This is a genomic window from Bradyrhizobium sp. 149 (assembly GCF_023073915.1).
Taxonomy (GTDB): Bacteria; Pseudomonadota; Alphaproteobacteria; order Rhizobiales; family Xanthobacteraceae; genus Bradyrhizobium.
Genome location: NZ_JADPKK010000020.1, coordinates 89,824 through 110,548 on the forward strand (window position 1 = coordinate 89,824; position 20,725 = coordinate 110,548).

24 protein-coding genes are annotated in these 20,725 nt (G+C 64.7%); 3 read left to right on the forward strand and 21 right to left on the reverse strand.

Annotated features, from left to right (window positions below; all coding sequences use genetic code 11):
- Window positions 1–86: 86 nt before the first annotated feature.
- The 10 genes from IVA88_RS15425 to IVA88_RS15470 form a co-directional block, all read right to left on the reverse strand.
- Window positions 87–422, reverse strand: coding sequence for a hypothetical protein (locus tag IVA88_RS15425; RefSeq protein ID WP_247498424.1), 336 nt, complete (start codon window positions 420–422; stop codon window positions 87–89).
- 166 nt (window positions 423–588) lie between these two features.
- Window positions 589–1,608: a WD40 repeat domain-containing protein gene (locus IVA88_RS15430; protein WP_247498425.1), complete on the reverse strand. Its 1,020-nt coding sequence runs from the start codon at window positions 1,606–1,608 to the stop codon at window positions 589–591.
- A complete protein-coding gene (locus IVA88_RS15435) occupies window positions 1,608–2,657 on the reverse strand; it encodes a GTP-binding protein (RefSeq protein ID WP_247498097.1) in 1,050 nt (349 codons plus the stop codon). Before IVA88_RS15435 ends, IVA88_RS15430 begins: the two co-directional genes overlap by 1 nt.
- A gap of 54 nt (window positions 2,658–2,711) precedes the next feature.
- Complete coding sequence (locus IVA88_RS15440; protein ID WP_247498098.1) at window positions 2,712–3,575, reverse strand: metal ABC transporter substrate-binding protein; 864 nt, start codon at window positions 3,573–3,575, stop codon at window positions 2,712–2,714.
- Between the two features lie 5 nt (window positions 3,576–3,580).
- Window positions 3,581–4,450: a metal ABC transporter permease gene (locus IVA88_RS15445; RefSeq protein ID WP_247498099.1), complete on the reverse strand. Its 870-nt coding sequence runs from the start codon at window positions 4,448–4,450 to the stop codon at window positions 3,581–3,583.
- A 6-nt stretch (window positions 4,451–4,456) separates the two neighbouring features.
- Entirely contained in the window at window positions 4,457–5,212 is a 756-nt protein-coding gene (locus IVA88_RS15450; protein ID WP_247498100.1) for an ABC transporter ATP-binding protein, read from the reverse strand.
- Window positions 5,213–5,214: 2 nt separating this feature from the next.
- Entirely contained in the window at window positions 5,215–5,451 is a 237-nt protein-coding gene (locus IVA88_RS15455; RefSeq protein WP_247498101.1) for a hypothetical protein, read from the reverse strand.
- 43 nt (window positions 5,452–5,494) lie between these two features.
- Window positions 5,495–5,995: a hypothetical protein gene (locus IVA88_RS15460; protein ID WP_247498102.1), complete on the reverse strand. Its 501-nt coding sequence runs from the start codon at window positions 5,993–5,995 to the stop codon at window positions 5,495–5,497.
- 13 nt (window positions 5,996–6,008) lie between these two features.
- A complete protein-coding gene (locus tag IVA88_RS15465; RefSeq protein WP_247498103.1) occupies window positions 6,009–6,605 on the reverse strand; it encodes a permease in 597 nt (198 codons plus the stop codon).
- Between the two features lie 259 nt (window positions 6,606–6,864).
- Complete coding sequence (locus IVA88_RS15470) at window positions 6,865–7,461, reverse strand: superoxide dismutase (RefSeq protein ID WP_007597204.1); 597 nt, start codon at window positions 7,459–7,461, stop codon at window positions 6,865–6,867.
- A 226-nt stretch (window positions 7,462–7,687) separates the two neighbouring features.
- Here IVA88_RS15470 and IVA88_RS15475 point away from each other — a divergent pair, with 226 nt between their 5' ends.
- The 3 genes from IVA88_RS15475 to IVA88_RS15485 all read left to right on the forward strand — a co-directional run bounded on the left by IVA88_RS15475 (window position 7,688) and on the right by IVA88_RS15485 (window position 10,225).
- Window positions 7,688–8,215, forward strand: coding sequence for a GNAT family N-acetyltransferase (locus IVA88_RS15475; protein ID WP_247498104.1), 528 nt, complete (start codon window positions 7,688–7,690; stop codon window positions 8,213–8,215).
- A gap of 82 nt (window positions 8,216–8,297) precedes the next feature.
- The gene (locus IVA88_RS15480; RefSeq protein WP_247498105.1) at window positions 8,298–9,683 is read left to right on the forward strand and encodes an MATE family efflux transporter; all 1,386 of its coding nucleotides are present in this window, start codon (window positions 8,298–8,300) and stop codon (window positions 9,681–9,683) included.
- A gap of 107 nt (window positions 9,684–9,790) precedes the next feature.
- On the forward strand, window positions 9,791–10,225 hold the full coding sequence (locus tag IVA88_RS15485) for a DUF2147 domain-containing protein (RefSeq protein WP_247498106.1): 435 nt from the start codon (window positions 9,791–9,793) through the stop codon (window positions 10,223–10,225).
- 4 nt (window positions 10,226–10,229) lie between these two features.
- On the opposite strand, the gene IVA88_RS15490 is transcribed toward IVA88_RS15485, so the two are convergent.
- The 11 genes from IVA88_RS15490 to IVA88_RS15540 all read right to left on the reverse strand — a co-directional run bounded on the left by IVA88_RS15490 (window position 10,230) and on the right by IVA88_RS15540 (window position 20,653).
- On the reverse strand, window positions 10,230–11,369 hold the full coding sequence (locus tag IVA88_RS15490) for a DUF3095 domain-containing protein (RefSeq protein WP_247498107.1): 1,140 nt from the start codon (window positions 11,367–11,369) through the stop codon (window positions 10,230–10,232).
- A gap of 388 nt (window positions 11,370–11,757) precedes the next feature.
- Entirely contained in the window at window positions 11,758–11,958 is a 201-nt protein-coding gene (locus IVA88_RS15495) for a hypothetical protein (RefSeq protein WP_247498108.1), read from the reverse strand.
- 125 nt (window positions 11,959–12,083) lie between these two features.
- Window positions 12,084–12,806, reverse strand: a complete 723-nt coding sequence (locus IVA88_RS15500) for an SDR family NAD(P)-dependent oxidoreductase (RefSeq protein ID WP_247498109.1) — start codon at window positions 12,804–12,806, stop codon at window positions 12,084–12,086.
- A complete protein-coding gene (locus tag IVA88_RS15505) occupies window positions 12,799–14,181 on the reverse strand; it encodes a fatty acid--CoA ligase family protein (protein ID WP_247498110.1) in 1,383 nt (460 codons plus the stop codon). Before IVA88_RS15505 ends, IVA88_RS15500 begins: the two co-directional genes overlap by 8 nt.
- Window positions 14,168–14,413 (reverse strand): acyl carrier protein, encoded by a 246-nt coding sequence (locus tag IVA88_RS15510; protein WP_007597226.1) that lies wholly within the window; start codon window positions 14,411–14,413, stop codon window positions 14,168–14,170. The genes IVA88_RS15505 and IVA88_RS15510 overlap by 14 nt, the downstream gene beginning before the upstream one ends.
- Window positions 14,414–14,555: 142 nt before the next feature.
- Complete coding sequence (locus tag IVA88_RS15515; protein WP_247498111.1) at window positions 14,556–16,370, reverse strand: long-chain-acyl-CoA synthetase; 1,815 nt, start codon at window positions 16,368–16,370, stop codon at window positions 14,556–14,558.
- A gap of 306 nt (window positions 16,371–16,676) precedes the next feature.
- Window positions 16,677–16,946, reverse strand: a complete 270-nt coding sequence (locus IVA88_RS15520; RefSeq protein ID WP_247498112.1) for a DUF3551 domain-containing protein — start codon at window positions 16,944–16,946, stop codon at window positions 16,677–16,679.
- A 33-nt stretch (window positions 16,947–16,979) separates the two neighbouring features.
- On the reverse strand, window positions 16,980–17,261 hold the full coding sequence (locus IVA88_RS15525; RefSeq protein ID WP_247498113.1) for a DUF3551 domain-containing protein: 282 nt from the start codon (window positions 17,259–17,261) through the stop codon (window positions 16,980–16,982).
- A 125-nt stretch (window positions 17,262–17,386) separates the two neighbouring features.
- Window positions 17,387–19,264, reverse strand: coding sequence for a molecular chaperone HtpG (gene htpG, locus IVA88_RS15530; RefSeq protein ID WP_247498114.1), 1,878 nt, complete (start codon window positions 19,262–19,264; stop codon window positions 17,387–17,389).
- 120 nt (window positions 19,265–19,384) lie between these two features.
- A complete protein-coding gene (locus IVA88_RS15535) occupies window positions 19,385–19,804 on the reverse strand; it encodes a hypothetical protein (RefSeq protein ID WP_247498115.1) in 420 nt (139 codons plus the stop codon).
- A 249-nt stretch (window positions 19,805–20,053) separates the two neighbouring features.
- Entirely contained in the window at window positions 20,054–20,653 is a 600-nt protein-coding gene (locus tag IVA88_RS15540) for a nuclear transport factor 2 family protein (RefSeq protein ID WP_247498116.1), read from the reverse strand.
- Window positions 20,654–20,725 lie beyond the last annotated feature (72 nt).

The window sequence follows — 20,725 nt, forward strand, 5'->3', positions numbered from 1 at the left end:
CGGGCATCCACGAACTTTCCTTCTGCAGCTCCAAGACGTGGGATGGCCGGGACGAGCCCGGCCATGACGCTGCAACGACGAGTTCGCTACTTCTCCTTGATCGGCGGCGCGATCTTCTCGGCTGGCGCCGGCGGCAATGCCGGTTTGGCCGCGCCCGCAGCGCCCTGGGTCTGCGGCTCGGGTCGCGCGGGCTCCGGGGCCGGCGTGGTCGGCCGGTCGCCGCCGGGCTTGGCTTCCGCAGGCTTGTTCTGATCATCCGACGGCGTGCCCTGAAGCGGGGGCGTCGCCTGCGCCGTCTGCATCCGGCTCTCGGCACGGATTTGCGCCAGCGACATGCCTGAAACCACGACCCCTGCTGCGAACAGCGAGCACGCGATCATCAGGTCGAGCTTCAGTCTGCGCTTGTCATAATGGCCGGGCATGTCGATCACCGCCTTTGTCCGGGATCAACGAAATCGCCCGTCTGCAGTTCCCTCCCCGTGGTGGTGGGAACCCGGGCCGGCGCCGGATCCGCCACAGCCGAAGCCACAGCGCCGCCGCCGGTTGAGCCGGCGCAGCTCCATGCCCTGCTTTCAGAACGATGACGGATTAAAGCTCGAGCAGGCCGCCGTCCCCATTTTCGTCGGCGAACGCCAGCAGCGTCCCCTTCGCGTTCCAGGCAAGCGCGGCCACCGGCGGGGTGCCATTGCGGCGGACCAGGATCTCGGCGCCGTCCTCCAGACGCACCATCAGCACGGTGCCGTCGCTGTAGCCGGCGGCGAAGATGTCGTTCTTGGGATGGCAGGCGACGACCGACACGCGCGCCTGGAGCGGCGCGAGCATCGCGGGCTCCTTGCCCATAGGGCCGTCCTTGCTGGCGAACGGCCACAGGATAACCGTGTCGGCGCCCGAGGTCGCCAGCGCCTTGCCGCCCGCGCTCCACGACATCGAGCGAACGCGGCCGGGATAACCGGTCATGCGCATGTGCCTGTTGTCGGCAAGCCGCCAGCCGTGCAGCGCCGATTCGTGCATCGTGGTGACCAGGAATTTGTTGTCCGGGCTGAAGGTGACGCCGAGATGGGAGCCGGCCCAGGGCAGGAATTCGGCCGATCCCGTCATGTTGGGAAACCACAGCGTCGCGCCGTTGTAATGGGCGATCGCGAGACGCTGGCCCTTCGGCGCAAACGCAAGGCCGCCGACCGTCGAGGGCACCTCGAGCGACTTCTCCTCGCTCTTGCCGCTCTTGAAGAAAGCGGTCTTGCCGGCCGACCAGGCGTAGGCACCGTCCGGATGCAGCGCCACGGCATCGATCCAGCGCCGCTTCGGGTCGGTCGCAAGCAGCGTCACCTCACCCTTGGTATCGAGCGACATGACCTTCCCATCGTCGCCGCCCATCACGAGGCGCTTGCCGTCGGAGGCGGCCGAGAGAATGCCGCCGCTGTGCACGGCGACCTTGCTGATCTCGCCCTGGTCATCCACGAACGCGACATTCTCCTCGCCGCCGACGAAGGCGGCGCGGTTGCCAAGGAAATGCACGGAAGTCACGACCATCCCGAGCGCGAGCGGCTTGACGCGCTCGGTGACGGAGACGATCGAGGCGGAATCGGCAGGCGGCGTAAACTCTTTCATCACGAGACGATGCAGCTCTCAAAACCCTGGCGAATGAGATCTTGCGGCAATTCGCGGCCGATGAAGACGAGGCGGCTCTCGCGTGGCTCGCCATCCTTCCACTTCCGCTGGTGGTTGCCCTCCAGCATCATGTGCACGCCCTGGAAGACATAGCGGTCGTCGTCGTCGTGGAAGGCGAGGATGCCCTTGGAGCGCAGGATCTTGCCGCCTTCCACCTGCACCAGATTCTGGAGCCAGGGCATGAACACGTTCGGGTCAAGCGGCTTGTCGGTCTTGAGCGAGAGCGACTGCATGTCCTCGTCGTGATAGTGCTTCAGGCCGTGGCCGTGATCATGATCGTGATGATGGTCGTGACCGTGATGGTGATGATCATGGTCGTGGTCATGATCCTCGGCATTCAGGAAGTCCGGCTCGATGTCGAGGATGCGGTCGAGGTCGAAGGCGCCGCGGTCGAGCACGTCGGCCAAAGCCACCGAGCAGCGCTCGGTGCGGTGCAGCTTCGCATAGGGGTTGATGGCGCGGATGCGGGCCTCGACTTCCGCAAGCTCGGCCTTGGTGACGAGATCGGTCTTGTTCAGCACGATGACGTCGGCAAAGGCGATCTGGTTCTTGGCTTCGGGCGCGTCCTTCAAACGATCGGACAGCCATTTCGCGTCCGCGACCGTCACGACTGCGTCGAGCCGCGCGTTCTTCTGCACGTCTTCGTCGACGAAGAAGGTCTGCGCTACCGGCGCCGGATCGGCGAGGCCGGTGGTCTCGACGATGATGGCGTCGAACTTGCCCTTGCGCTTCATCAGGCCGTCCATGATGCGCACGAGGTCGCCGCGCACGGTGCAGCAGATGCAGCCATTGTTCATCTCGAACACTTCCTCATCGGCGCCGATGATGAGGTCGTTGTCGATGCCGATCTCGCCGAATTCGTTGACGATGACGGCGTACTTCTTGCCGTGATTTTCCGACAGGATGCGGTTCAGAAGCGTGGTCTTGCCGGCACCGAGATAGCCGGTCAGGACGGTCACGGGAATTTTTGGGGAGGTCGCTTCAGACATAACAACTCCGGACTTCGGGCTTTTCGCGCGACGCGAGGCGGGGTGGCCCCTGCCCTAGTGGTCAAGCGCGCTGGTCAGGGCCTTTATATTGTGCCTGACCATATCAATGTAAGTGGGTGCAGGCCCCTTTTCGCCGGTCAAACCGTCGGAAATCAGGGTCCCGCCGACTTTTGAGCCGGTCTCCGCCGCGATCCGCCGGATCAGCCGGTCATCGCTGATATTTTCCAGGAACACGGCCGGGATTTTTTGGGCCTTGATCTGGCCGATGATGGTGGCGATGTCCCGCGCGCTGGGCTCGGTTTCCGTGGAGACGCCCAGGGGCGCGATGAACTGGACGCCGTATTCAGCAGCGAAATAGCCAAAGGCATCATGGGTCGAGATCACCTTGCGCCGCTCCGGCGGGATTTTGGCCACGGCTTCGCGGACCTCGCGGTCGAGCCTTTCGAGTTTTTCCAGATAGGCCTTGGCCTGGGCGCGGAAGAATTCCGCGTCATCGGGGTCGACCGTGGCCAGCGCATTGGCGATGCCGGTGACGTAGATTTTGGCGTTGGGCACGGACTGCCAGCCATGCGGGTCGGCGGCCGAGCCGAGCTTGAGCGGCGCGATGCCTGCGCTCACAGTGACCACCTGCGCCTTGCTGCCCGAGGACTGCACGAGGCGCGGCAGCCAACCCTCGAGACCAAGTCCGTTGACGATGACCAGTTTTGCGTCCGCGATCCGCTTCGCATCGCTTGGCGCCGGCGTGTAGACGTGGACGTCGCTGTCGGCGCCGACCAGCGTCGTCAGATCGATCCGGTCGCCGCCCACATTGCGAACGAAATCGGCAAGGATCGAGAAGCTCGCGACGACCTTCAGCCGTTCCGCGGCGTGCAGCGGCGAGGCGATCAGCAAAAGCACACAAAGCAGGATGCGCCGCATCGCTGTCACGCTTCCAGATGCCGGCCGGGAAATAGTTGCCTGACGACGCCGCCGACCCGGCCGAACAGGACGGAGACGATGTAGAGCGCGCTCGCCACCAGAATGATCGCAGGGCCCGACGGCACGCGGGTCTGGAACGACAGCACGAGACCTGCATAGCCGGAGACGGCGGCAGCGACGACCGCGAGGCAGATCATGACGGTGAGATCGCGCGACCAGAACCGCGCAATCCCGGCCGGCAGGATCATCAGGCCGACCGCGAGCAGCGTGCCGAGCGCCTGAAAGCCGTTGACGAGGTTGATGACGACCAGCGCGAGGAAAGCGAGATGCGCGGGTCCCCCGGCGCGGCTCACGGTACGCAAAAATAACGGATCGACACTTTCGATCACCAACGGCCGGTAGATCACGGCGAGCACGAGCAGCGTCACGGTGGCGTTGAACGCGACGACCAGCAGCGTCTGGTCGTCCATCGCGAGAATATTGCCGAACAGCACGTGCAGCAGGTCGATATTGGTGCCCTTGATCGAAACGATGGTCACGCCCAGCGCCAGCGAGGCCAGATAGAACGTCGCGAGCGAGGCATCCTCCTTAAGCCCGGTCGAACGCGCGACGAGGCCTGCGAGGATCGCGACGGCAAAACCTGCGGCCAGGCCACCCGCCGTCATCGCGAACAGGTTGAGACCTGAGAGCAGGAAGCCGACAGCGGCGCCGGGGAGGATCGCATGCGCCATGGCGTCGCCGACCAGGCTCATTCGTCGCAGCATCAGGAACACGCCGATCGGCGCACCCGCGAGCGAGAGCGCGATGACGGCCGCGAGCGCACGTCGCATGAACTCGAATTCGGTGAACGGGCCGATCAGCGCGTCATAGATCATCGGATATCAAGCCGCCCGCGAGCGGGCATCATCGGCCGAGCAGGCGGCGGCGCTGTCGTCGAAGGCTTCGCACATCCGCATCGCGACCATCAGGTTTTCCGGCGTCAGCACCTCCGCCGTCGGCCCCCACGCCACGGGGCCGCGCGCCAGCACCAGCGTTTCGCTGAAATGGGTGCGCACCATCTCCATATCGTGCAGCGCGGCGAGCACGGTGCGGCCCTCGACGTGCCAGTGCTTCACCAGCGCCAGCAGATCGGCCGTGGTCTTGCTGTCGATGGCGTTGAAGGGCTCGTCCAGCACGATCAGCCGCGCGTCCTGGAGCAGCACGCGCGCGAACAGCACGCGCTGCATCTGGCCGCCCGAAAGCGTGCCGATCGGGCGGTTTTCGAAACCGTTGAGGCCAACGGAAGCGATCGCGCGGAGTATCTTTTCGCGCGCGACCTTGCCGATGCCGCCGAACAGGCCGGTCCCGCGCCACAGCCCGGTGGCGACGAAGTCCAGCACCGAGATCGGGAAGCTGCGGTCGATCTCCGTACTCTGCGGCAGATAGGCGATATCGCGTGAGTCGAGCCCGCCGAGATGGATGCTGCCGTCGAGCGGCTTGAGGATGCCGACGATGCCACGCAGCAGTGTCGACTTGCCGGCGCCGTTCGGGCCGATCACGGCCAGCAACGCGCCCGGCGCGACCTCACCCTTGAGATGGTGCACGGCCGGATGGCGGTCATAGCCGAGCGTAACGTTGCGGAAATGCAGCGCCGCCATGGTCACCTCATTGCCAGGAAGACCACGCCCCAGAGCATGGCGCAGACCGCGAGCGCGGCCGCGAGGCGGGCGGCCATAGTCATGCGCAGGATCGACCAGTGCGCCGCCTGAGCCGGATGCGGAGAGGCCGCACCGTGGACATGGGCGTGGCTGTGATCGTGTCCGTGCGAATGCCCGTGGTCATGAGAATGGTCATGAGCGTGGTCGTGACGATTGGCTGGGGACGCGGCGGGAACCATGCCTGGACGTTATATTATAACATTACCCCTGTCCACGCCGGGCTCAGGGCTTGCCAATTACCATCGCGATGGCGGCGGCGACAAACGGGAACGGCAGTGAGACCGCACAGCGGAACCAGACGAAACGGGCCGGCATGAATGGGATTTCCCACAAGATCACCCGCTGGAAGGCAAACAGCGCCCAGGCGACGACATAGGCGACCACCTGCGGCACCCCACCTCCCGATTTCAGCGCCACCGTACCGATGGAGAACCCGATCACCGGGCCGCCGGGCGTCGCGGCACCGGCGATCACGGCAGTCGCGACCCCGAGCCAGCCGCTGTCCGGGCCGAGCCAGCCGCTGATCACCTCCTGCGGGATGATGGCGGCGATGTAGCCGGAGCCGATCACCCCGAGCGCAATCCGCGGCACGATGTTGATGAAGTCCATCGAGCCTTCGCGGAGCGAGGCCTTGAACACCGATGGGCCGCGGCGAAAGGCGATCAGGCCGACGCCGAACACCGAGCCCCACAACAGGATATCGATCAGAAGCGCGGCGCTCAATTCTCGTCGTCCTTCAGGGCAGGCTTCGGATAAAAAGCCGGACATAGACGAAGCGGCCGAGCGCGCCCGCGAGCACCGGCAAGGGCAGCGAGATGACGATGCGCCACAGCGTGAAGTCGGTGCCCATGATCGGGATTTCCCAGGCCACCGCCCGGCCATAGCCGATCAAGGTCCAGCTCACGACCATGGCGATGGTGGCACCGAAATCAGCGCCGACCGCCAGCAGCGCGCTCGCCACGGGATAGGCGGTGAAGGGACCACCGGGCAGGATCGCGCCGAAGGCAGTGCCGATCAGAAGACCCTTCAGGCCGGATTTCGGCCCGAGCGCGCGCGAGACTTTCTCGTGCGGCAGGATCTCGGAGATGAACGCGCCGAGCAGGCAACCCGCCAGCACGCGCGGCAGGATGCCGCCGAACAGCGAGAGGTCGTGGGTGAGAATGTCGAGAACACCGTCGGCGCCGTCACGCCGCCAGACCAAACCCGCGCTCACCGCCACCAGGGCCGCGATGATGATGGTCGACCAGCCGATCGGCTTGCGCACACGCCCCGGCCGCGGCTCGGAGTCCGCATCCTCGGCAAGCGCCGGGTCTTTCGGGGAAGGTTCTGACAACGGGCGCGTTCGGCTCGAGGGTGATGCCCGTCCTGATTAAGGGCTCCGCCCAGGCGATGCAAACAGTACGATGACGCGAGCGATGCGCGCCTCGCGCAGGGCCATGCAAGGCACAGACGAATTCCTCAAAGCAAAAAGGCGGTCGCGCATGCGACCGCCTTTTGTTTCTGTCATTCATTCCGGGGCGGCGCAGCCGAACCCGGAATCTCGAGATCCCGGTTCGATGCTGCGCATCGCCCCGGAATGACCGAGTAAAGCCTCAGGCCTTGTCGAACAGGGACTCGACGTATTCCCAGTTCACGAGGTTCTCGACGAACGCCTTCAGATAGTCGGGACGGCGGTTGCGGTAGTCGATGTAGTAGGAGTGCTCCCAGACGTCGCAGCCGAGGATCGGGGTGGCGCCGTGCACCAGCGGATTCTCGCCGTTCGGGGTCTTGGAGATCTCGAGCTTGCCGTTCTTGACCTGGAGCCAGCACCAACCGGAGCCGAACTGGCCGACGCCGGCCGCCTGGAAGTCAGTCTTGAACTTCTCGAAGCCGCCGAGGTCCTCGTTGATCTTCTTCTCGATCTTGCCCGGCAGCTTGGTGCCGCCGCCATTGGGCTTCATCCAGCTCCAGAAATGGATGTGGTTGTAGTGCTGGCCGGCATTGTTGAACACCGCGGGGTTCTTGCCGAACGAGCCCTTGACGATCTCCTCAAGGGACTTGCCTTCCCATTCGGTGCCCTTGAGCGCGTTGTTGCCGTTGGTGACATAGGCCTGATGATGCTTGTCGTGGTGGAATTCGAGCGTTTCCTTCGACATGAACTGGCCGAGGGCGTCATAGGCGTAGGGGAGTGGGGGCAGCGTAAAGGTCATGGGTTGTTGTCCGCGACTGATGGGGGAACGAGACTTAACGGTCACCCCTTATAGAAGGTTCCGTCGCGGTTAAATACCGCCAATTTGCGAAAAGGCGCGATGCGGTTGCTCGGCCGTTTGCACAAAATCATCGCATGGTTGGGGGTCAGCAATCGCCAAAAAAATATTGTTGCCTTTGAGGCGCTTACGGAAGAACGAACCCACCAAGGATGTAAAAGGTAGAGCGATGAGCATCGAGATCGACATTTTGAACGGCGACGCCTCGTGGCGTATGGCGGAGCCGCTGCATCAGGCGGTCTTCGGACCTGATATCGCCGGGAAGCAGCCCTGGGCTCATGTCAAATGGGCCAATGCCGACCTGCGCGTGCTGATCGAGACCCCCGAGGATGGTCTCGTCTGCCATGTCGGCATCTATTTCCGCACCGTCACCTGGAACGGGCAGAAGGTTCACGTCGGCGGCATCGGCGGTGTCTGCACGCGGGAGGACCGGCGCGGCCGCGGCTATGCGACCATGGCGATCGACGCCGCGGTGCACACCATGCGCGCCAACGAAGCGGTTCGCTTCGCGCTGCTATTCTGCGAGCCGCACAATTTCGCGTTCTACGAAGCGCGCAAATGGCGGCCCTTCACGGGCGAGGTCTATTGCGAGCAGCCGGAGGGACGGATCCGGTTCACCCACATGGCGCCCTACGTCTTCGACATCGTCAGCGCGCCGACCCTGGGCACCATCGACCTATGCGGTCTGCCGTGGTGAGCCCTGCGTAACGGCAGGTTGGTGCCGGCGCCGCACGCCGTATAGTATGTCGCGCATCATCTAATATTCCACCCGGTGACACATGACGATCGACGCCTCCGTAGACGCCGTGCCGCCGCGTGCCCCGGTCGCCTCCTCGATCGCCGGTCTTTTGACGGCCCCGATCCTGCCGACGCTGCTGCGGCTCGCAATCCCCAACATGATCGCGATGGTCGGCAGCACGTTGGTCGCGATTGCCGAGACCTCCTATATCGGCCGGCTCGGCACCATTCCGCTCGCCGCGATCGCGCTGGTGTTTCCGTTCGCCATGCTGACGCAGATGATGAGCGCGGGCGCGATGGGCGGCGGCGTCTCGTCCGCGATCAGCCGCGCGCTGGGCGCAGGCGATCGGGACCGTGCGGCGACGCTGGCACTGCACGCCGCTATCATCGGCCTCTGCGGCGGGCTTTTCTTCACGGTGATGATGCTGGTCTTCGGCCGCTCGTTGTTCACGCTGCTTGGCGGCCGGGAACGCGTGCTCGATGAAGCCTGCGGCTATTCGCAGGTGCTGTTCTCCGGCGCGATCGCGATCTGGCTCGTCAACACGCTGGCCTCGGTGATCCGCGGCACCGGCGACATGCGCATGCCCTCGATGGCGCTGATCGGGACGAGCCTTCTGCAGGTTGCGCTCGGCGGCACGCTGGGGCTCGGTCTGTTCGGCGTGCCGCAATTCGGGATGCCTGGCGTCGCCGCCGGCCAGCTGGTCGCGTTCACCTGTGCTGCGGTCTTCCTGCTCTGGTATCTCTGGTCCGGCCGCAGCCGGCTGCCGTTGGATTTCCGCGCCTTCCACTTCGATCGCGCCTTGTTCGTCGACATCCTCAAGGTCGGCGCGGTCGCCTGCTTGTCGCCGCTCCAGACCGTGCTCACCATTTTGATCTTCACCAAGATCCTCGCCACCTTCGGCACCGAGATGCTGGCCGGCTACGGCATCGGCTCGCGCCTGGAATTCTTGCTGATCCCGATCACCTTCGCCATCGGCATCGCCTCGGTGCCGATGGTCGGCGTGGCGATGGGCGCCGGACAGGTGAAACGCGCGCGGCGCGTGGCCTGGACCGCGGCTGTGGCCTCGGGACTTGCCGTTGGCCTGATCGGCCTCATCATCGCGCTCGATCCGTCGCTGTGGGTCGCGCTCTTCACCAGGGATCCCGGCGTTGCCGCCGCCGCGCACAGCTATTTCCACTGGGCAGGCCCGGCCTTCGTGTTCTTCGGCATCGGCGTGTCGCTGTATTTCTCCTCGCAAGGCGCGGCGCGCGTCGGCGGCCCCGTGCTCGCCTCCACCGCGCGGCTTCTGATCGTCGCGATCGGCGGCGGCGGCCTGATGATGGCGCAGGCGCCGGCCTGGACGTTGTTCGCGCTGGTCGGCGGCGCCATGGTGGTGTTCGGGCTGTCGACCGCAGGCTCGGTCGCCTTCGTCCGCTGGGTCAAATAAGCGCAGATAAAGAAACGCGGGCAAGTAAACGCAGAAATGTGATTCCATCCAGCGTTGCACTATCGTGCTGGGCTGCTATTGAGGCGCTCCACCTCGGGGCCCTCTCCATGATTTCCAGATTCGCTGCTCTCATCGCCCTCCTGGCTGCGCTCCTTGGCGCGACCGCCGCCCATGCGCAGAGCGTCGACGGGACATGGCTAACCCAGGCCGGCGATGCCCGCGTCAAGATCAGCAAATGCGGCGACGGCATCTGCGGCAATGTCGTCTGGCTGCGTGAACCCCACGACACCGCGACCGGCCTGCCCGCCACCGACAGCAAGAATCCCAATCCCGCGCTCGCGAGGCGCCCGATGACCGGCTTGCCATTGTTCAGCGGCATGCAGCCTTCAGGGCCGAACAAATGGTCGGGCCAGATCTACAATGCCGACGACGGCAGCACCTATGCGAGCAGCGTTACGGTGACATCCGGGGATTCGCTGCGGGTCGAAGGCTGCGTCGGCGCGCTCTGCGGCGGCGAGACCTGGACGCGCGCGGGGCGCTAGCGCCTCACGCCATCATCGCCTTCAGCGCCGTCGCCGCCGAGGCGTAGCCGCCCCGCGCGCCGTCGATGAAATGGACGTGGTCGCTGCGCAGCGCCGACGGCGTGAAGCAGGTCATCATCGCAGCGTCCTGTTGGTAGAGGCCATAGCGCACGATGCCGTCGCGCGCGGCCGCAGCGAGACGTTCGCTGAGTGCGCGTTCGAGCTCCGGCGTACAGTCGAGGATCATGCGCAGGCCGTCGTCATATTTCCTGAAGTCCGAGTTCTCGACCACCTGACGCTTATAGACGGTTGGCACAAAGCCGCCGACGTTGAGATCGAAGCGCATGATCAGGTAGACGAACAGCGTATAGGCCAGCACGCCGGCGCGGCGCACGAGCAGCGGACCGCCGCGCTTGGTGCGCGCTTCATATTCCAGCCCCTGCGGCGGCCATGTCAGCGGCGGCCCCTGCGATGGCACCGGACGGCCGCCATCCGGGCTGCGCTCGACGAGGTGGATGATGTCCTCGATCACTTTGCGAAAGGCATGCGGATCGGCACCGCGGGTCGGCATCACCAGCACGGACAAGATCAGGCCGCGCGAGGCCGGAATCACCTCGAAACGGCAGGACAGGCCGGAGAGATCGGGTTGCGTGCCCGCAGGCGCCTCAGGTATCGCAAACTCGCCGCGCTTCATCGCGGCGTCGGCCCAGGCGAGCCCGCCGCCCGAGAACATCGCATAGGACAAATTGGCCGACGGACCGAAGCGCGCGACGCGCACGTCGAGGCCCTGCGCACGGATGGCGCTCACCGGCACCAGCGCGACGCGCATCCCCAAATCGAGATCTTCGCGAACCCAGGTCGCGGTCGCAGCGAGCGCCTCGCGCGCGCGCTCGACGTCGGAAGGCGCGACCGCAAAGCTTGCGCCGTCGCCGCCGAACACGAAAGGAAATTCGCGGCCCTCCAATGCGTTCGTCACCGCCGCGATGACGGCGGCGCCGGCCATGTTCACCGCCTTATAGCGCTGCGCCGCGATGGCCTTGGTGGAATCCACGATGTCGGCAACACCGATGCTCCAGTCGTCCGGCAGCGGCGAATACAAAGCGGGATCCATCAGGCTGGTGAAGCCGCGAAAGACGGGAATGCCGCTATAGAAGGCTGATGTCATCGAGGGATGCCGGATGGTTGGGACGCGCGTCCAAAAGACATACGTAGCAGGATCGATCCGGGTTCGCCGGGCGGCGCGCCCTTGCAATCATTGGCCGAAATGGACCCCGACAACAAGTGAGGGCGCGCTGCAATGTCATCTGTCGCCCTCAGATGTTATCTGCAAGCTGGTCAACCGGGTCTGAAGATCGCGCCCCCGGCACTCCGGTCAGGGCACCCGCTCGCATCGGATGCCACTGGGATCGAAGAGCTTGCGGTGCATGAACTGGAGGGCTGCTCGATCCTGCCCTGTCTGAAACGAACGCGAGCGCCGCATCTGCCGCCTGACCGACGGCCCGCCGGAATTCTCACACGAACGATTGACCTGCCGAAGCACCGGACCTGAATGTCTAGTGCAGCTTCTCGTCCTGGCGCTTGCGCAGCGCGGATGCGGGGACGTCGTGGCAGCCGACAAGGCGCACGAATTTCTGCGGATACATTTCGTAGCCGTGATCACCGGAATTTTGATGAGACATCGGCGCGCAGTGAACGCCGCCTTGCTGTTCGCGAGATGACTTCGCCGGCGCTTGGCGCAAGTTCGAAGCGGTCATGAACTGCTCCCTATCGATTAGGGCAGATCGATTGACGTAACCCAATCGATTGCGGGGCATGTTACGACCAAATTCGGATCATGTCATTGCGCCGGATCAACGCAATTGTGGCGGTGGGGTTCCGCCTACGCCGTGTTGCCCGCGTCGACCGTGAACACGGTACCCGTCACATTGCGACCGCCCTCGCCCAGCAGATATTCCACCATGCGCGCGACGTCGTCGGTCTCCGGCAGGCGGCGCAGCGCGCTGCGGCTGGCGATGCGCTTGCGGCTGTCGTCGGAGAGATTGTGCGTCAGCTCGGTGTCGATGAAACCGGGCGCGATCGCGTTCACGGTGATGCCGAGCTTGCCGACCTCGCGCGCGAGCGAACGGGTGAAGCCGGTGGCGGCCGCCTTGGTCGCACCGTAAACGGAGAGGCCGTTATAGCCGGTGGTCGCGATGATCGAGGAGATGTTGATGATGCGGCCGGCACCATCAGCCATCATCTGGCGCGCGACATATTTGGTGAGAATGATGGGCGACAGCACGTTGAGCTGCACCAGCGCCTCGATGGCGGAATTGTGCATGGTCGCGAGCAAACCTTCGGTGCCGAGGCCGGCATTGTTGACGAGGCCGTAGATCGGGCCGAATTCGTCGCGTATGAGCTTTGCAAAAGCCGGGATCGCGTCAATTACAGCGAGGTCGCAAGCGCGGAAATGCAGCCGCTCCTCCGACCCAGCAACCGCAGCCTTGAGCTCGTCGCTCTCGCGCCGCGCCGCCGCGATCACGTTATAGCCGGCGCCGACCAGGCGCTTGCCGATCGCAAGGCCGATACCGCGGCTGCCGCCGGTGACGAGGACATTATGCATCGGTGCGCGCCAGTTTGCCGGCCGGGGTGACGTCGAGCGCCTCGACGAAGCGGATCACCGCCGGCACCTTGTGGGACGCGAGCTGCGCGCGGCACTGATCCAGGATCTGGTCGCGGATATCTTTTGCGCGCGCCGGATCGGTGCCGTCGGCCAGGATCACGTCGGCGACGACGATGCCGCCGGTGATCGGGCTCTTGCGTGACTTCGCCCGCGACATCCGCACGTCGGGATGACGGTTGATCACCGCCTCGATCTCTTCAGGGTGAACCTTCAGCCCACCGATATTGATGATGCCGCCGCGGCGGCCGACGAAATAGTAGCGATCGCCGCGCAATTCGACGATATCGCCGCTGTCGACAAACCCGTCCTCATCAGTGAGCGTAGCCGCATCGCGGCCGATATAGGCGTGCGCCGTGCGCGTCGAACGAATGCGTAGCGAGCCGTCGACGACTTTCATCTCGACGCCGTTGCGGTTCCCGAGATAGTCGGCCGGAAAGCCTTCCAGCCCGTCATTGACGGCAAAGCCGACGCCGGCCTCGGTCGATGCATAGGCATGGCCGACAGAGGAATTCGGGAATGCCGCCTTCAGGCCGTCGAGCACCGCCTGGTCGGCGATCTCGCCGGAGAGACGGACATAGCGCGGTGCGACCTGCGCGGCCGAGCCGCTCATCAACAGCTTGCGCCAGTGCGAGGGCGTGCCGGAGATGTGGGAGACGCCCCGCGCGTTCAGCCGCGTGACGTGATCGCCGAGCGCCTCATGCGGATTGGACAGCACCATCGAGCCGCCGGAGAGGACGGCGCGGAGGAAGATTTGGAGGCCGCCATAGCGGCGGATGTCGTAGAACGTTGCCCAAACCGGCGCGGGCCCCTTCACGGGGCCTTCGGCGACGATCGCGCCGGTGAGTGCCTCCAAGGTATGACCGGCGATTTTCGGCACGCCCGACGTGCCCGAGGTCAGCATCAGCCATTCCGTGGCGCGTTCGGTCTTGACCGGCGTGGTGGCTTGAAGCGGCAGTCGTGCGCTGACGACCAGCGGCACGCCGGTCCCGGCCCAACAATCCGGCTCGTCGGTGACGACGGCATCGATCCCGGCATCCGCGATCAGCGCATCGAGATGCGCTGGGTTGAGATCGGGCGGGCACAGCAGCATGCGACGGGCGATGCCGTCGAGCTCGATCATGGCAAGGCCCGACCGGAGCTGATCGGACAACTTCAGCAGTACTGCGCGGCCGGACAGCTCGCGCAGCCGGCCACCCAGGACCGTCCGCGACAGGATATCCGTCAGCGACACGACGTCATGCGCGTCCGACAGCGTGCGGCCGGTCAGCTCAGCGCCAAGATGGTCGCGGAGCGCAAAGATCTCACGCAGGGACATTTTCGTAGGCCCGCACGAAATCGCCCACGGTGGCGGGGAACGCCGCGTCCTCGGAGATGGTGAAGGGATCGACGCCGGTCTCGTCCTCGAGGCGCGCCACCAGGATGGCGAAGGCGAGCGAGTCGAAGCCCGTCTCGTGCAGGGACAGATCGTCCGAGAGTGCGGGAAGCGCGACGTGCTGCTCCTTGGCGATCTGCTGGATCGCTTCAATGACCTTAGACCGTACCGACATGGCTGGCTCGCTTCTGTTGTCGTTCGTGTTGCGGCGGCTCTTGATGACCGCCTCCCCATGGCCGCTTGTTTACCGGACAGAAGTAAATGGCTTCTTGGACAATTCGGATAAAATTGGACCTATCTGGCGGATTTTCCCGCGGCTAGAGCCGGATCGTACCCTGGTTGATTTGCGCATAGGCTTCCGAATCGAGTGCGACATAGGCGCCGGTCTTCAGGTCCAGCATGAACAGCGGATCGGAGATCGCGTCCGGATCGAAGCCCTCGCGCGCGAGCTCGCCCTTCTTCTGCTTGAACGTCTCGGTCGCATCGAGCTCGCGCGAGATGCGTATGAAGACGGGGCGGGCATAGGCCGGCAGGCGCCGTGCGAGATGGGCAGGCAGCGCCTCGACGTCAAAGCCTTCGTTCACCACGATCGCGCTCATGCCGGCGCGGCCGTCGGTGCCGGGGATGTTGACGCCGTAGGTGGTGGCGTCGATCACGCCGGTGAAATCGCGCACTGCGTCGTTGACCTCGGAGGTCGCGACGTTCTCGCCCTTCCAGCGAAAGGTGTCGCCAATGCGGTCGACAAAGTGGAAGAAGCCCTTGTCGTCGAGCCGCATCAGATCGCCGGTGCGGAACCAGGAATCGCCCCTGGAAAAGACGTCCCGCAGGATCTTCTTCTCGGTCTCGCTCGCCTCGGTGTAGCCCTCGAAGCGGCCGCCGCCCTCATCCGCCGTGCCGATGCGGCCGATGGCTTCGCCGGCCTCGCCGCGCGCGCAGGCGATACAAAACCCCTCTGCGTTGCGCAGCGGCACGCCGCTGTCCGGATCGAGCTTGATAAGACCGGCAGGAAAACGATGCGCGAGCAGCGGCGGAACGCGGCCGATCGCGCCGGGCTGGCCCTCGACGTTGAACAGCGAGAAATTGCCTTCCGTCGCCGCGTAGAATTCGAGGACGCGCGGAATGGCGAAACGCGCCTGAAAATCTTGCCAGATGTCGCCGCGAAGACCGTTGCCGCAGACCAGCCGCAGGCGATGCCGGTTCTCGTATTCCGACGGCGGCGCCTTGAGCAGATAGCGGCAGAGCTCGCCGATATACTGAAACAACGTGCAGTCGTGGCGCACGATGTCCGGCCAGAAATTTGAGGTTGAGAATTTTTCCGCGATCACCACCGAGCCGCCGGCAGCGAGCATGCTGCATGGCGCGACGATGCCGCCGACCGAGTGAAACAGCGGCAGGCAATCGTAAAGCCGGTCCTGAGGCGTCGCGCCGGTGAGGCCGGCAAACCAAAAGCCCCAGTTGAGGATGCGGCGGTGACTGATGCTGGCCGCTTTCGGCAGGCCGGTGGTCCCGGACGTGTAGATCAGCAGGGCCCGGTCGTTGATGGTGACGTCGCCGCGCTCGTCCGGCGAAAGCGGACCGTCATCGACGGCGGCAAGCGCGACATCGATCGCGCACTCGCTGCGGGCATCGCCATGGGTCCAGACTTTTGCTTCGGTCTTCAGGTACGGCGACGCGCCGCCCAGCGCCTCATTGAGCTCGTGCGCGACGATGATTTGAGCGGGCTTTGCTATGCCGATGCAATGCGCGAGCGACTGGCCGACGAGCTTGGTGTTGATCAGCGCGACCACGCCGCCGACGCGGCTGATGCCGAGCCAGGCCGCGACATAATCGATGCCGTTCGGCATGATCAGCGCGACAGTGTCGCCCTTGGCCACACCGGCCGAGCGCGCCCACCGCGCATAGCGATTGATGCGCTTCGAGAGCCCCTCATAGTCGAGGCTCGCGTCATCGGCGACCAGCGCAACGCGATCGGGCTGGCGCTGCGCCCAATCATCGACGACGTCGGCGAACAGCCGGCCCGGCAGCGTCTCGATCCGCGCGGTGAGCTCGATGGCCTTCAGCCAGATCTTTGAAGCCGAAGGTGCGCGCGCGGCTTTCGGTTGCTCGATGACGCCGGTGCTCATGCCGTTCATTCTTTCGGAACGTGTCTGCTGTTTCCCTAAGCTTAGCTCGCGCGCCCTGCCCAGATGTTAAGAGACAAGGTAAAACCCCGTTAGTGCACGATTAACTCTAGTCATCCGTTACCAAGCCGGTGGGGATCGGCGTGCGCGGCCGCGCAATTCCTGCGATCGCAAGGCCAGTTGTCGGGCGCGCTGCGCGTGTCCCCTTGTCCTGCTTGCGGGGGCGAGGTGAACTGGAGAGCCGGTCGAGTTGTCGGGCGTCAGGAAGGAGTAGCGACAGTACCTTGACGGGAAGCTGGAGCGCTGGATCGCTCCGCGCTAGCCGCCTCGCTGATGGCGCAAGCGCTGCGGCGATGCGTTGAACGGATAATACGGATTGAGATCGCAGCTCGCGGAGCGGCCTGAAGCGGTGGCGCGGCACTGCGGCAGCGAGGTGAAGGAGCAATCGTACCACTCCCCGCCACCGCCGTTCGCGCCGGAATAAACGTGCATGCAGATGGGATAGCGCGGATCGAAAGTCTGTGCTTGCGACGGCGCGGCCGTGAGCAGGGCACCGATGGTCATGATCAGGCCGAATGAGCGACGCATGAAAAATGTCCCGGACATCGCAATCATAGATCGCTAGTGCACCTTCTTGTAGCGCCGGCGCGGCTGCGGCGGCGGTTGATCGAAAGCATAGTAGGGATTGACGTCGCAGCTTGCCGAGCGGCCCGAAGCCGTGGCGCGACACTGCGGCAGCGAGGTGAAGGAGCAGTCGAAATAGTCGCCGCCGCCACCGCCGAAGCCGCCGGGCATGTAGACGTGCATGCACACCGGATAGCGCGGATCATAGGTCTGGGCGCTGGCATCTGTCGCCACGAACAGCGTGGCAATCGCGGTGAGGGTCAGGATCGGCAAACGCATGGAGAAATCCTCGAATCGATCATGTCGGCGGCCGGAATACCGGCCGCCTCATATGGCATAACACCACGGCAGAGGCGACTGTTCCTGCGTGCAGATGACGGCAAGGTGAGTGCGCGGTGCGCCCGCTATCCGCCGAGCCCCTGCAATACCAGCCGGTTCAACCTTGCCGCAAACGCCGCGGGATCTTCCGGCAGCTCGCCGTCCAGTATCTGCGCCTGTTCGAGCAGGAGCAGGCTGAGATCGTCGACCGCCTTGGAGCCGGCCTGAGCCTTCGTGATCGCCGTGACCAGCGGATGGCGAAGATTGATCTCCAGGATCGGCTTCGTCTTCATGCCGCGGTTCTGCTGCGCCAGGATGCGCTCGAGCTCACGGCTCGGGCCCTGGTTGTCGGCGACGAGGCAGGAGGCGGAACTGGTGAGGCGCGTCGAGGCCTTGACGTCGCTGACGCGCTCGCCGAGCGCGGCCTTGATCACGGCGATGGTGGCGCCTTCATCCGCGGCCGGCTCGTCCTTGTTCGCCTCGTCCTTGTCGTCGACGCGCGGAATCAGGTCGAGATTGAGATCGCCCTGGCTCAGCGATTTCAGCGGCTTGCCGTCGAACTCCGAGGGCATCGAGGTCCAGAACGCGTCGACGGGATCGGACAGCAGCAGCACTTCGATGCCGCGCGCAGTCGCCGCCTCGAGCCGCGGATTGGACTTCAGCCGCTCGATGCTGTCGCCGACGAGATAATAGATCTCGGTCTGGTTCGGCTTGAAATCGGCGATGACGTCCTTGAGCGAGCGCTTCTCGCCCGAGGTCGTGGTGAAACGCGACAGCGCGAGCAGCTTTTCCCGGCGTTCGAAATCTTCGTAGATGCCTTCCTTCAGCACCGCGCCGAACGCCTCCCAGATCCTCGCAAAGTTCTCCGGATCCTTCTCCGCAAGGCTTTCGAGTTCGGAGACTACGCGGGTCGCTACGGCCTTGCGGATCTGCGCGAGCTGCGGATTGTTCTGAAGCATCTCGCGGGAGATGTTGAGCGGAAGATCCTCGCTATCGACGACGCCGCGAATGAAGCGGAGGTAGCCCGGCAGCAGATCGGCATCGTCAGTGATGAAGACGCGGCGGACATAGAGCTTGACGCGCCCCTTGCGGTTCGGCTCGAACAGGTCGAACGGCTTGGTCGAGGGCGCGAACAGCAGCACGGCGTAGGAATAGCGGCCCTCGGCACGATAATGCAGCGTCATCGCGGGATCGTCGAAGGCGGATGCGATCTGCTGATAGGCCTTCTTGTAGTCTTCCGGCGTGAGCTCGGATTTCGAGCGCTGCCACAGCGCGCTTGCCGAATTGATCTGGCGCGGTTCGCCCTCTTCCGGCACGAGCTCGATCGGAAACAGGATGTTGTCGGAATAGGCGCCGACGACGCGCTCGATCTCGTAAGCTTCGAGATATTTCTTGGCATCGTCCTTGAGGTGCAGGACGATTTCGCTGCCGCGCGCCACGCGCGCCGCTTCCTCGTCGCTCGCGCGCACGATCTCGAAGCCGGAGCCGCCGGACGACGTCCAGGTCCAGACGTCGCTCTCGCCGGCGCGGCGGCTGATCACGACGATCTTCTCGGCGACCATGAAGGCGGAATAGAAGCCGACGCCGAACTGGCCGATCAGGCCGAGACCATCCTTGGCCTCCTTGAGCTTCGACACGAAGGCCTTGGTGCCCGAGCGGGCGATGGTGCCGAGGTGGTCGATCAGCTCCTGCCGCTCCATGCCGATGCCGTTGTCGGCGATTGTGAGCGTTCCGGCCGCCTTGTTCGGAATGATCCGGATCTTGAGCGCGTCGCCGTCGCCCAGTAGCGCCGGAGTAGCGATTGCCTCATAGCGCAGCTTGTCGCAGGCGTCCGAGGCGTTGGAGACGAGTTCGCGCAGGAAGATATCGGTCTCGGAATAGACGGAGTGCACCATCAGGTGCAAAAGCTCGGAAACCTCGGCCTGGAAGGACTGCGTATGCACAGCCGTGTCTGACGTCGTCATGCGTTTACCCGGTCAATCGAAAAGGGGAAGAAACCCGGGATATAACGCGAGGGGGCAGGGGATCAAGTGGACGCAGGCAATCGCTCCGGCGGAGGGCGACTTGTCCGTGGCAAATGCCGATCAGGTCACACAGCGGCCGGGCTGGAGCAGTTTTGCGACCTCGGTCAGGGAGCTGACCATCGGCTCGCAGGCGATTGTCGGGTTCTTGCGGCCCTGCTTCTGCTTCGGGAGCAGCACCGGCGGCTTGGCACTACCGGTCTCGATGACCGCGGGGACCCTCAGCAGCACCGACGTGTCGGCCAGATCGTTCAGTCGCATCGACACCGTGCGGGTCGGAACCTCCGCCTGCTTGATGTCGGCGAGCCGGTCGGCTTTGCTGGAGCGATTGACGTTATGGCCCGGCTTGTCAGCAATCGCCTGCCAACGATCGGCCAGATCCAGATCATGGCCGGAGGCCAGCTGCACGGCGCCCACCTGGACCGCGCCAAGCGTCGCCGCGAGCGCAACGGCGCCTAAAAACACCTTTTGAATCTGTGACATGGCTGCCGGTCCCTCGCCCCATGGCGATCGCGGAACAACGCGAGGAGAGGACCGGGAGTTCTCAGTCGTTAAGATCACTTAACCGTGTGCGAAAAAGGCACGGTCCCCGCGAAAAATTTCGCAACCGCCTGGAACAACTTTCGCGGACGGGAGTCGTCTCAACAGCCGGCTATTCCCCCCTGCCCCATAAGCCGGTGACGTAGGGCGCGACCGTGGTGATGCCGGTCGCGCCTTACTTTTGTCTGGACTTCAGTTCGCCTTCCCCGCCAGCCAATCCCGCCCGTCGGCATAGAGCTTCTCGACCTCGGGCCCGGTCAGGCCCGGCATGTCGCGCTTGACCTTGTAGCCGATCAGCTCCTGCATGTAGGCGAGGTGGCGGTAGCCTTCGGGTAGCGCGGCAAGGGCTTTCTGGTCGAGCTGAAGTGTCGCGGCGGGGTCGACCGGGTCGATGCGGTCCTTCTCGTAGATCGGCTGGCGGCGGACGATGCCCCATTTCCCCTGCCGGTTCTCCAGGAAATCATAGAAGCGTCCGGTGCAGACGACGTCGCAGGGCACGTCGTGCACCGGCGCGCGCTGCGAGATGGTCATCTTGGTCTGCGCAATGGCGCGCGCGCCGGCGAGATCGATGCTGGTGCCGCCGAGGAAATGCAGGATGCGCACGCCCTTGGCAAACCCCTCCTGGCTGACCCGCATGAAATCCCGCGCCGGCCCCTGAAACCAGGTGGCGGACATCCAGCCTTCTTCGTGCCAGACAGTGGCAAAGCGCTCCCAGTCGCCCGCGTCGCGCCAGACCGCCCAGTTCTCGACGAGGTCGCGGAGGGCGAGGCGATCGAGGAGTTGCTGGTCCATGAACGTGTCTCCGATTGCAGTGCGGCAACGGCCGCTGCACGAGGTATGAGCGGCGAATTTGATGGCCGTCAA

Excerpts from the sequence above, each read along its gene's own strand:
- IVA88_RS15425 (WP_247498424.1), bottom strand. The coding sequence starts at position 422 with ATGCCCGGCCATTATGACAAGCGCAGACTGAAGCTCGACCTGATGATC.
- IVA88_RS15430 (WP_247498425.1), bottom strand. The coding sequence starts at position 1,608 with ATGAAAGAGTTTACGCCGCCTGCCGATTCCGCCTCGATCGTCTCCGTC.
- IVA88_RS15435 (WP_247498097.1), bottom strand. The coding sequence starts at position 2,657 with ATGTCTGAAGCGACCTCCCCAAAAATTCCCGTGACCGTCCTGACCGGC.
- IVA88_RS15440 (WP_247498098.1), bottom strand. The coding sequence starts at position 3,575 with ATGCGGCGCATCCTGCTTTGTGTGCTTTTGCTGATCGCCTCGCCGCTG.
- IVA88_RS15445 (WP_247498099.1), bottom strand. The coding sequence starts at position 4,450 with ATGATCTATGACGCGCTGATCGGCCCGTTCACCGAATTCGAGTTCATG.
- IVA88_RS15450 (WP_247498100.1), bottom strand. The coding sequence starts at position 5,212 with ATGGCGGCGCTGCATTTCCGCAACGTTACGCTCGGCTATGACCGCCAT.
- IVA88_RS15455 (WP_247498101.1), bottom strand. The coding sequence starts at position 5,451 with ATGGTTCCCGCCGCGTCCCCAGCCAATCGTCACGACCACGCTCATGAC.
- IVA88_RS15470 (WP_007597204.1), bottom strand. The coding sequence starts at position 7,461 with ATGACCTTTACGCTGCCCCCACTCCCCTACGCCTATGACGCCCTCGGC.
- IVA88_RS15475 (WP_247498104.1), top strand. The coding sequence starts at position 7,688 with ATGAGCATCGAGATCGACATTTTGAACGGCGACGCCTCGTGGCGTATG.
- IVA88_RS15480 (WP_247498105.1), top strand. The coding sequence starts at position 8,298 with ATGACGATCGACGCCTCCGTAGACGCCGTGCCGCCGCGTGCCCCGGTC.
- IVA88_RS15485 (WP_247498106.1), top strand. The coding sequence starts at position 9,791 with ATGATTTCCAGATTCGCTGCTCTCATCGCCCTCCTGGCTGCGCTCCTT.
- IVA88_RS15490 (WP_247498107.1), bottom strand. The coding sequence starts at position 11,369 with ATGACATCAGCCTTCTATAGCGGCATTCCCGTCTTTCGCGGCTTCACC.
- IVA88_RS15495 (WP_247498108.1), bottom strand. The coding sequence starts at position 11,958 with ATGACCGCTTCGAACTTGCGCCAAGCGCCGGCGAAGTCATCTCGCGAA.
- IVA88_RS15500 (WP_247498109.1), bottom strand. The coding sequence starts at position 12,806 with ATGCATAATGTCCTCGTCACCGGCGGCAGCCGCGGTATCGGCCTTGCG.
- IVA88_RS15505 (WP_247498110.1), bottom strand. The coding sequence starts at position 14,181 with ATGTCCCTGCGTGAGATCTTTGCGCTCCGCGACCATCTTGGCGCTGAG.
- IVA88_RS15510 (WP_007597226.1), bottom strand. The coding sequence starts at position 14,413 with ATGTCGGTACGGTCTAAGGTCATTGAAGCGATCCAGCAGATCGCCAAG.
- IVA88_RS15515 (WP_247498111.1), bottom strand. The coding sequence starts at position 16,370 with ATGAACGGCATGAGCACCGGCGTCATCGAGCAACCGAAAGCCGCGCGC.
- IVA88_RS15520 (WP_247498112.1), bottom strand. The coding sequence starts at position 16,946 with ATGCGTCGCTCATTCGGCCTGATCATGACCATCGGTGCCCTGCTCACG.
- IVA88_RS15525 (WP_247498113.1), bottom strand. The coding sequence starts at position 17,261 with ATGCGTTTGCCGATCCTGACCCTCACCGCGATTGCCACGCTGTTCGTG.
- htpG (WP_247498114.1), bottom strand. The coding sequence starts at position 19,264 with ATGACGACGTCAGACACGGCTGTGCATACGCAGTCCTTCCAGGCCGAG.
- IVA88_RS15535 (WP_247498115.1), bottom strand. The coding sequence starts at position 19,804 with ATGTCACAGATTCAAAAGGTGTTTTTAGGCGCCGTTGCGCTCGCGGCG.
- IVA88_RS15540 (WP_247498116.1), bottom strand. The coding sequence starts at position 20,653 with ATGGACCAGCAACTCCTCGATCGCCTCGCCCTCCGCGACCTCGTCGAG.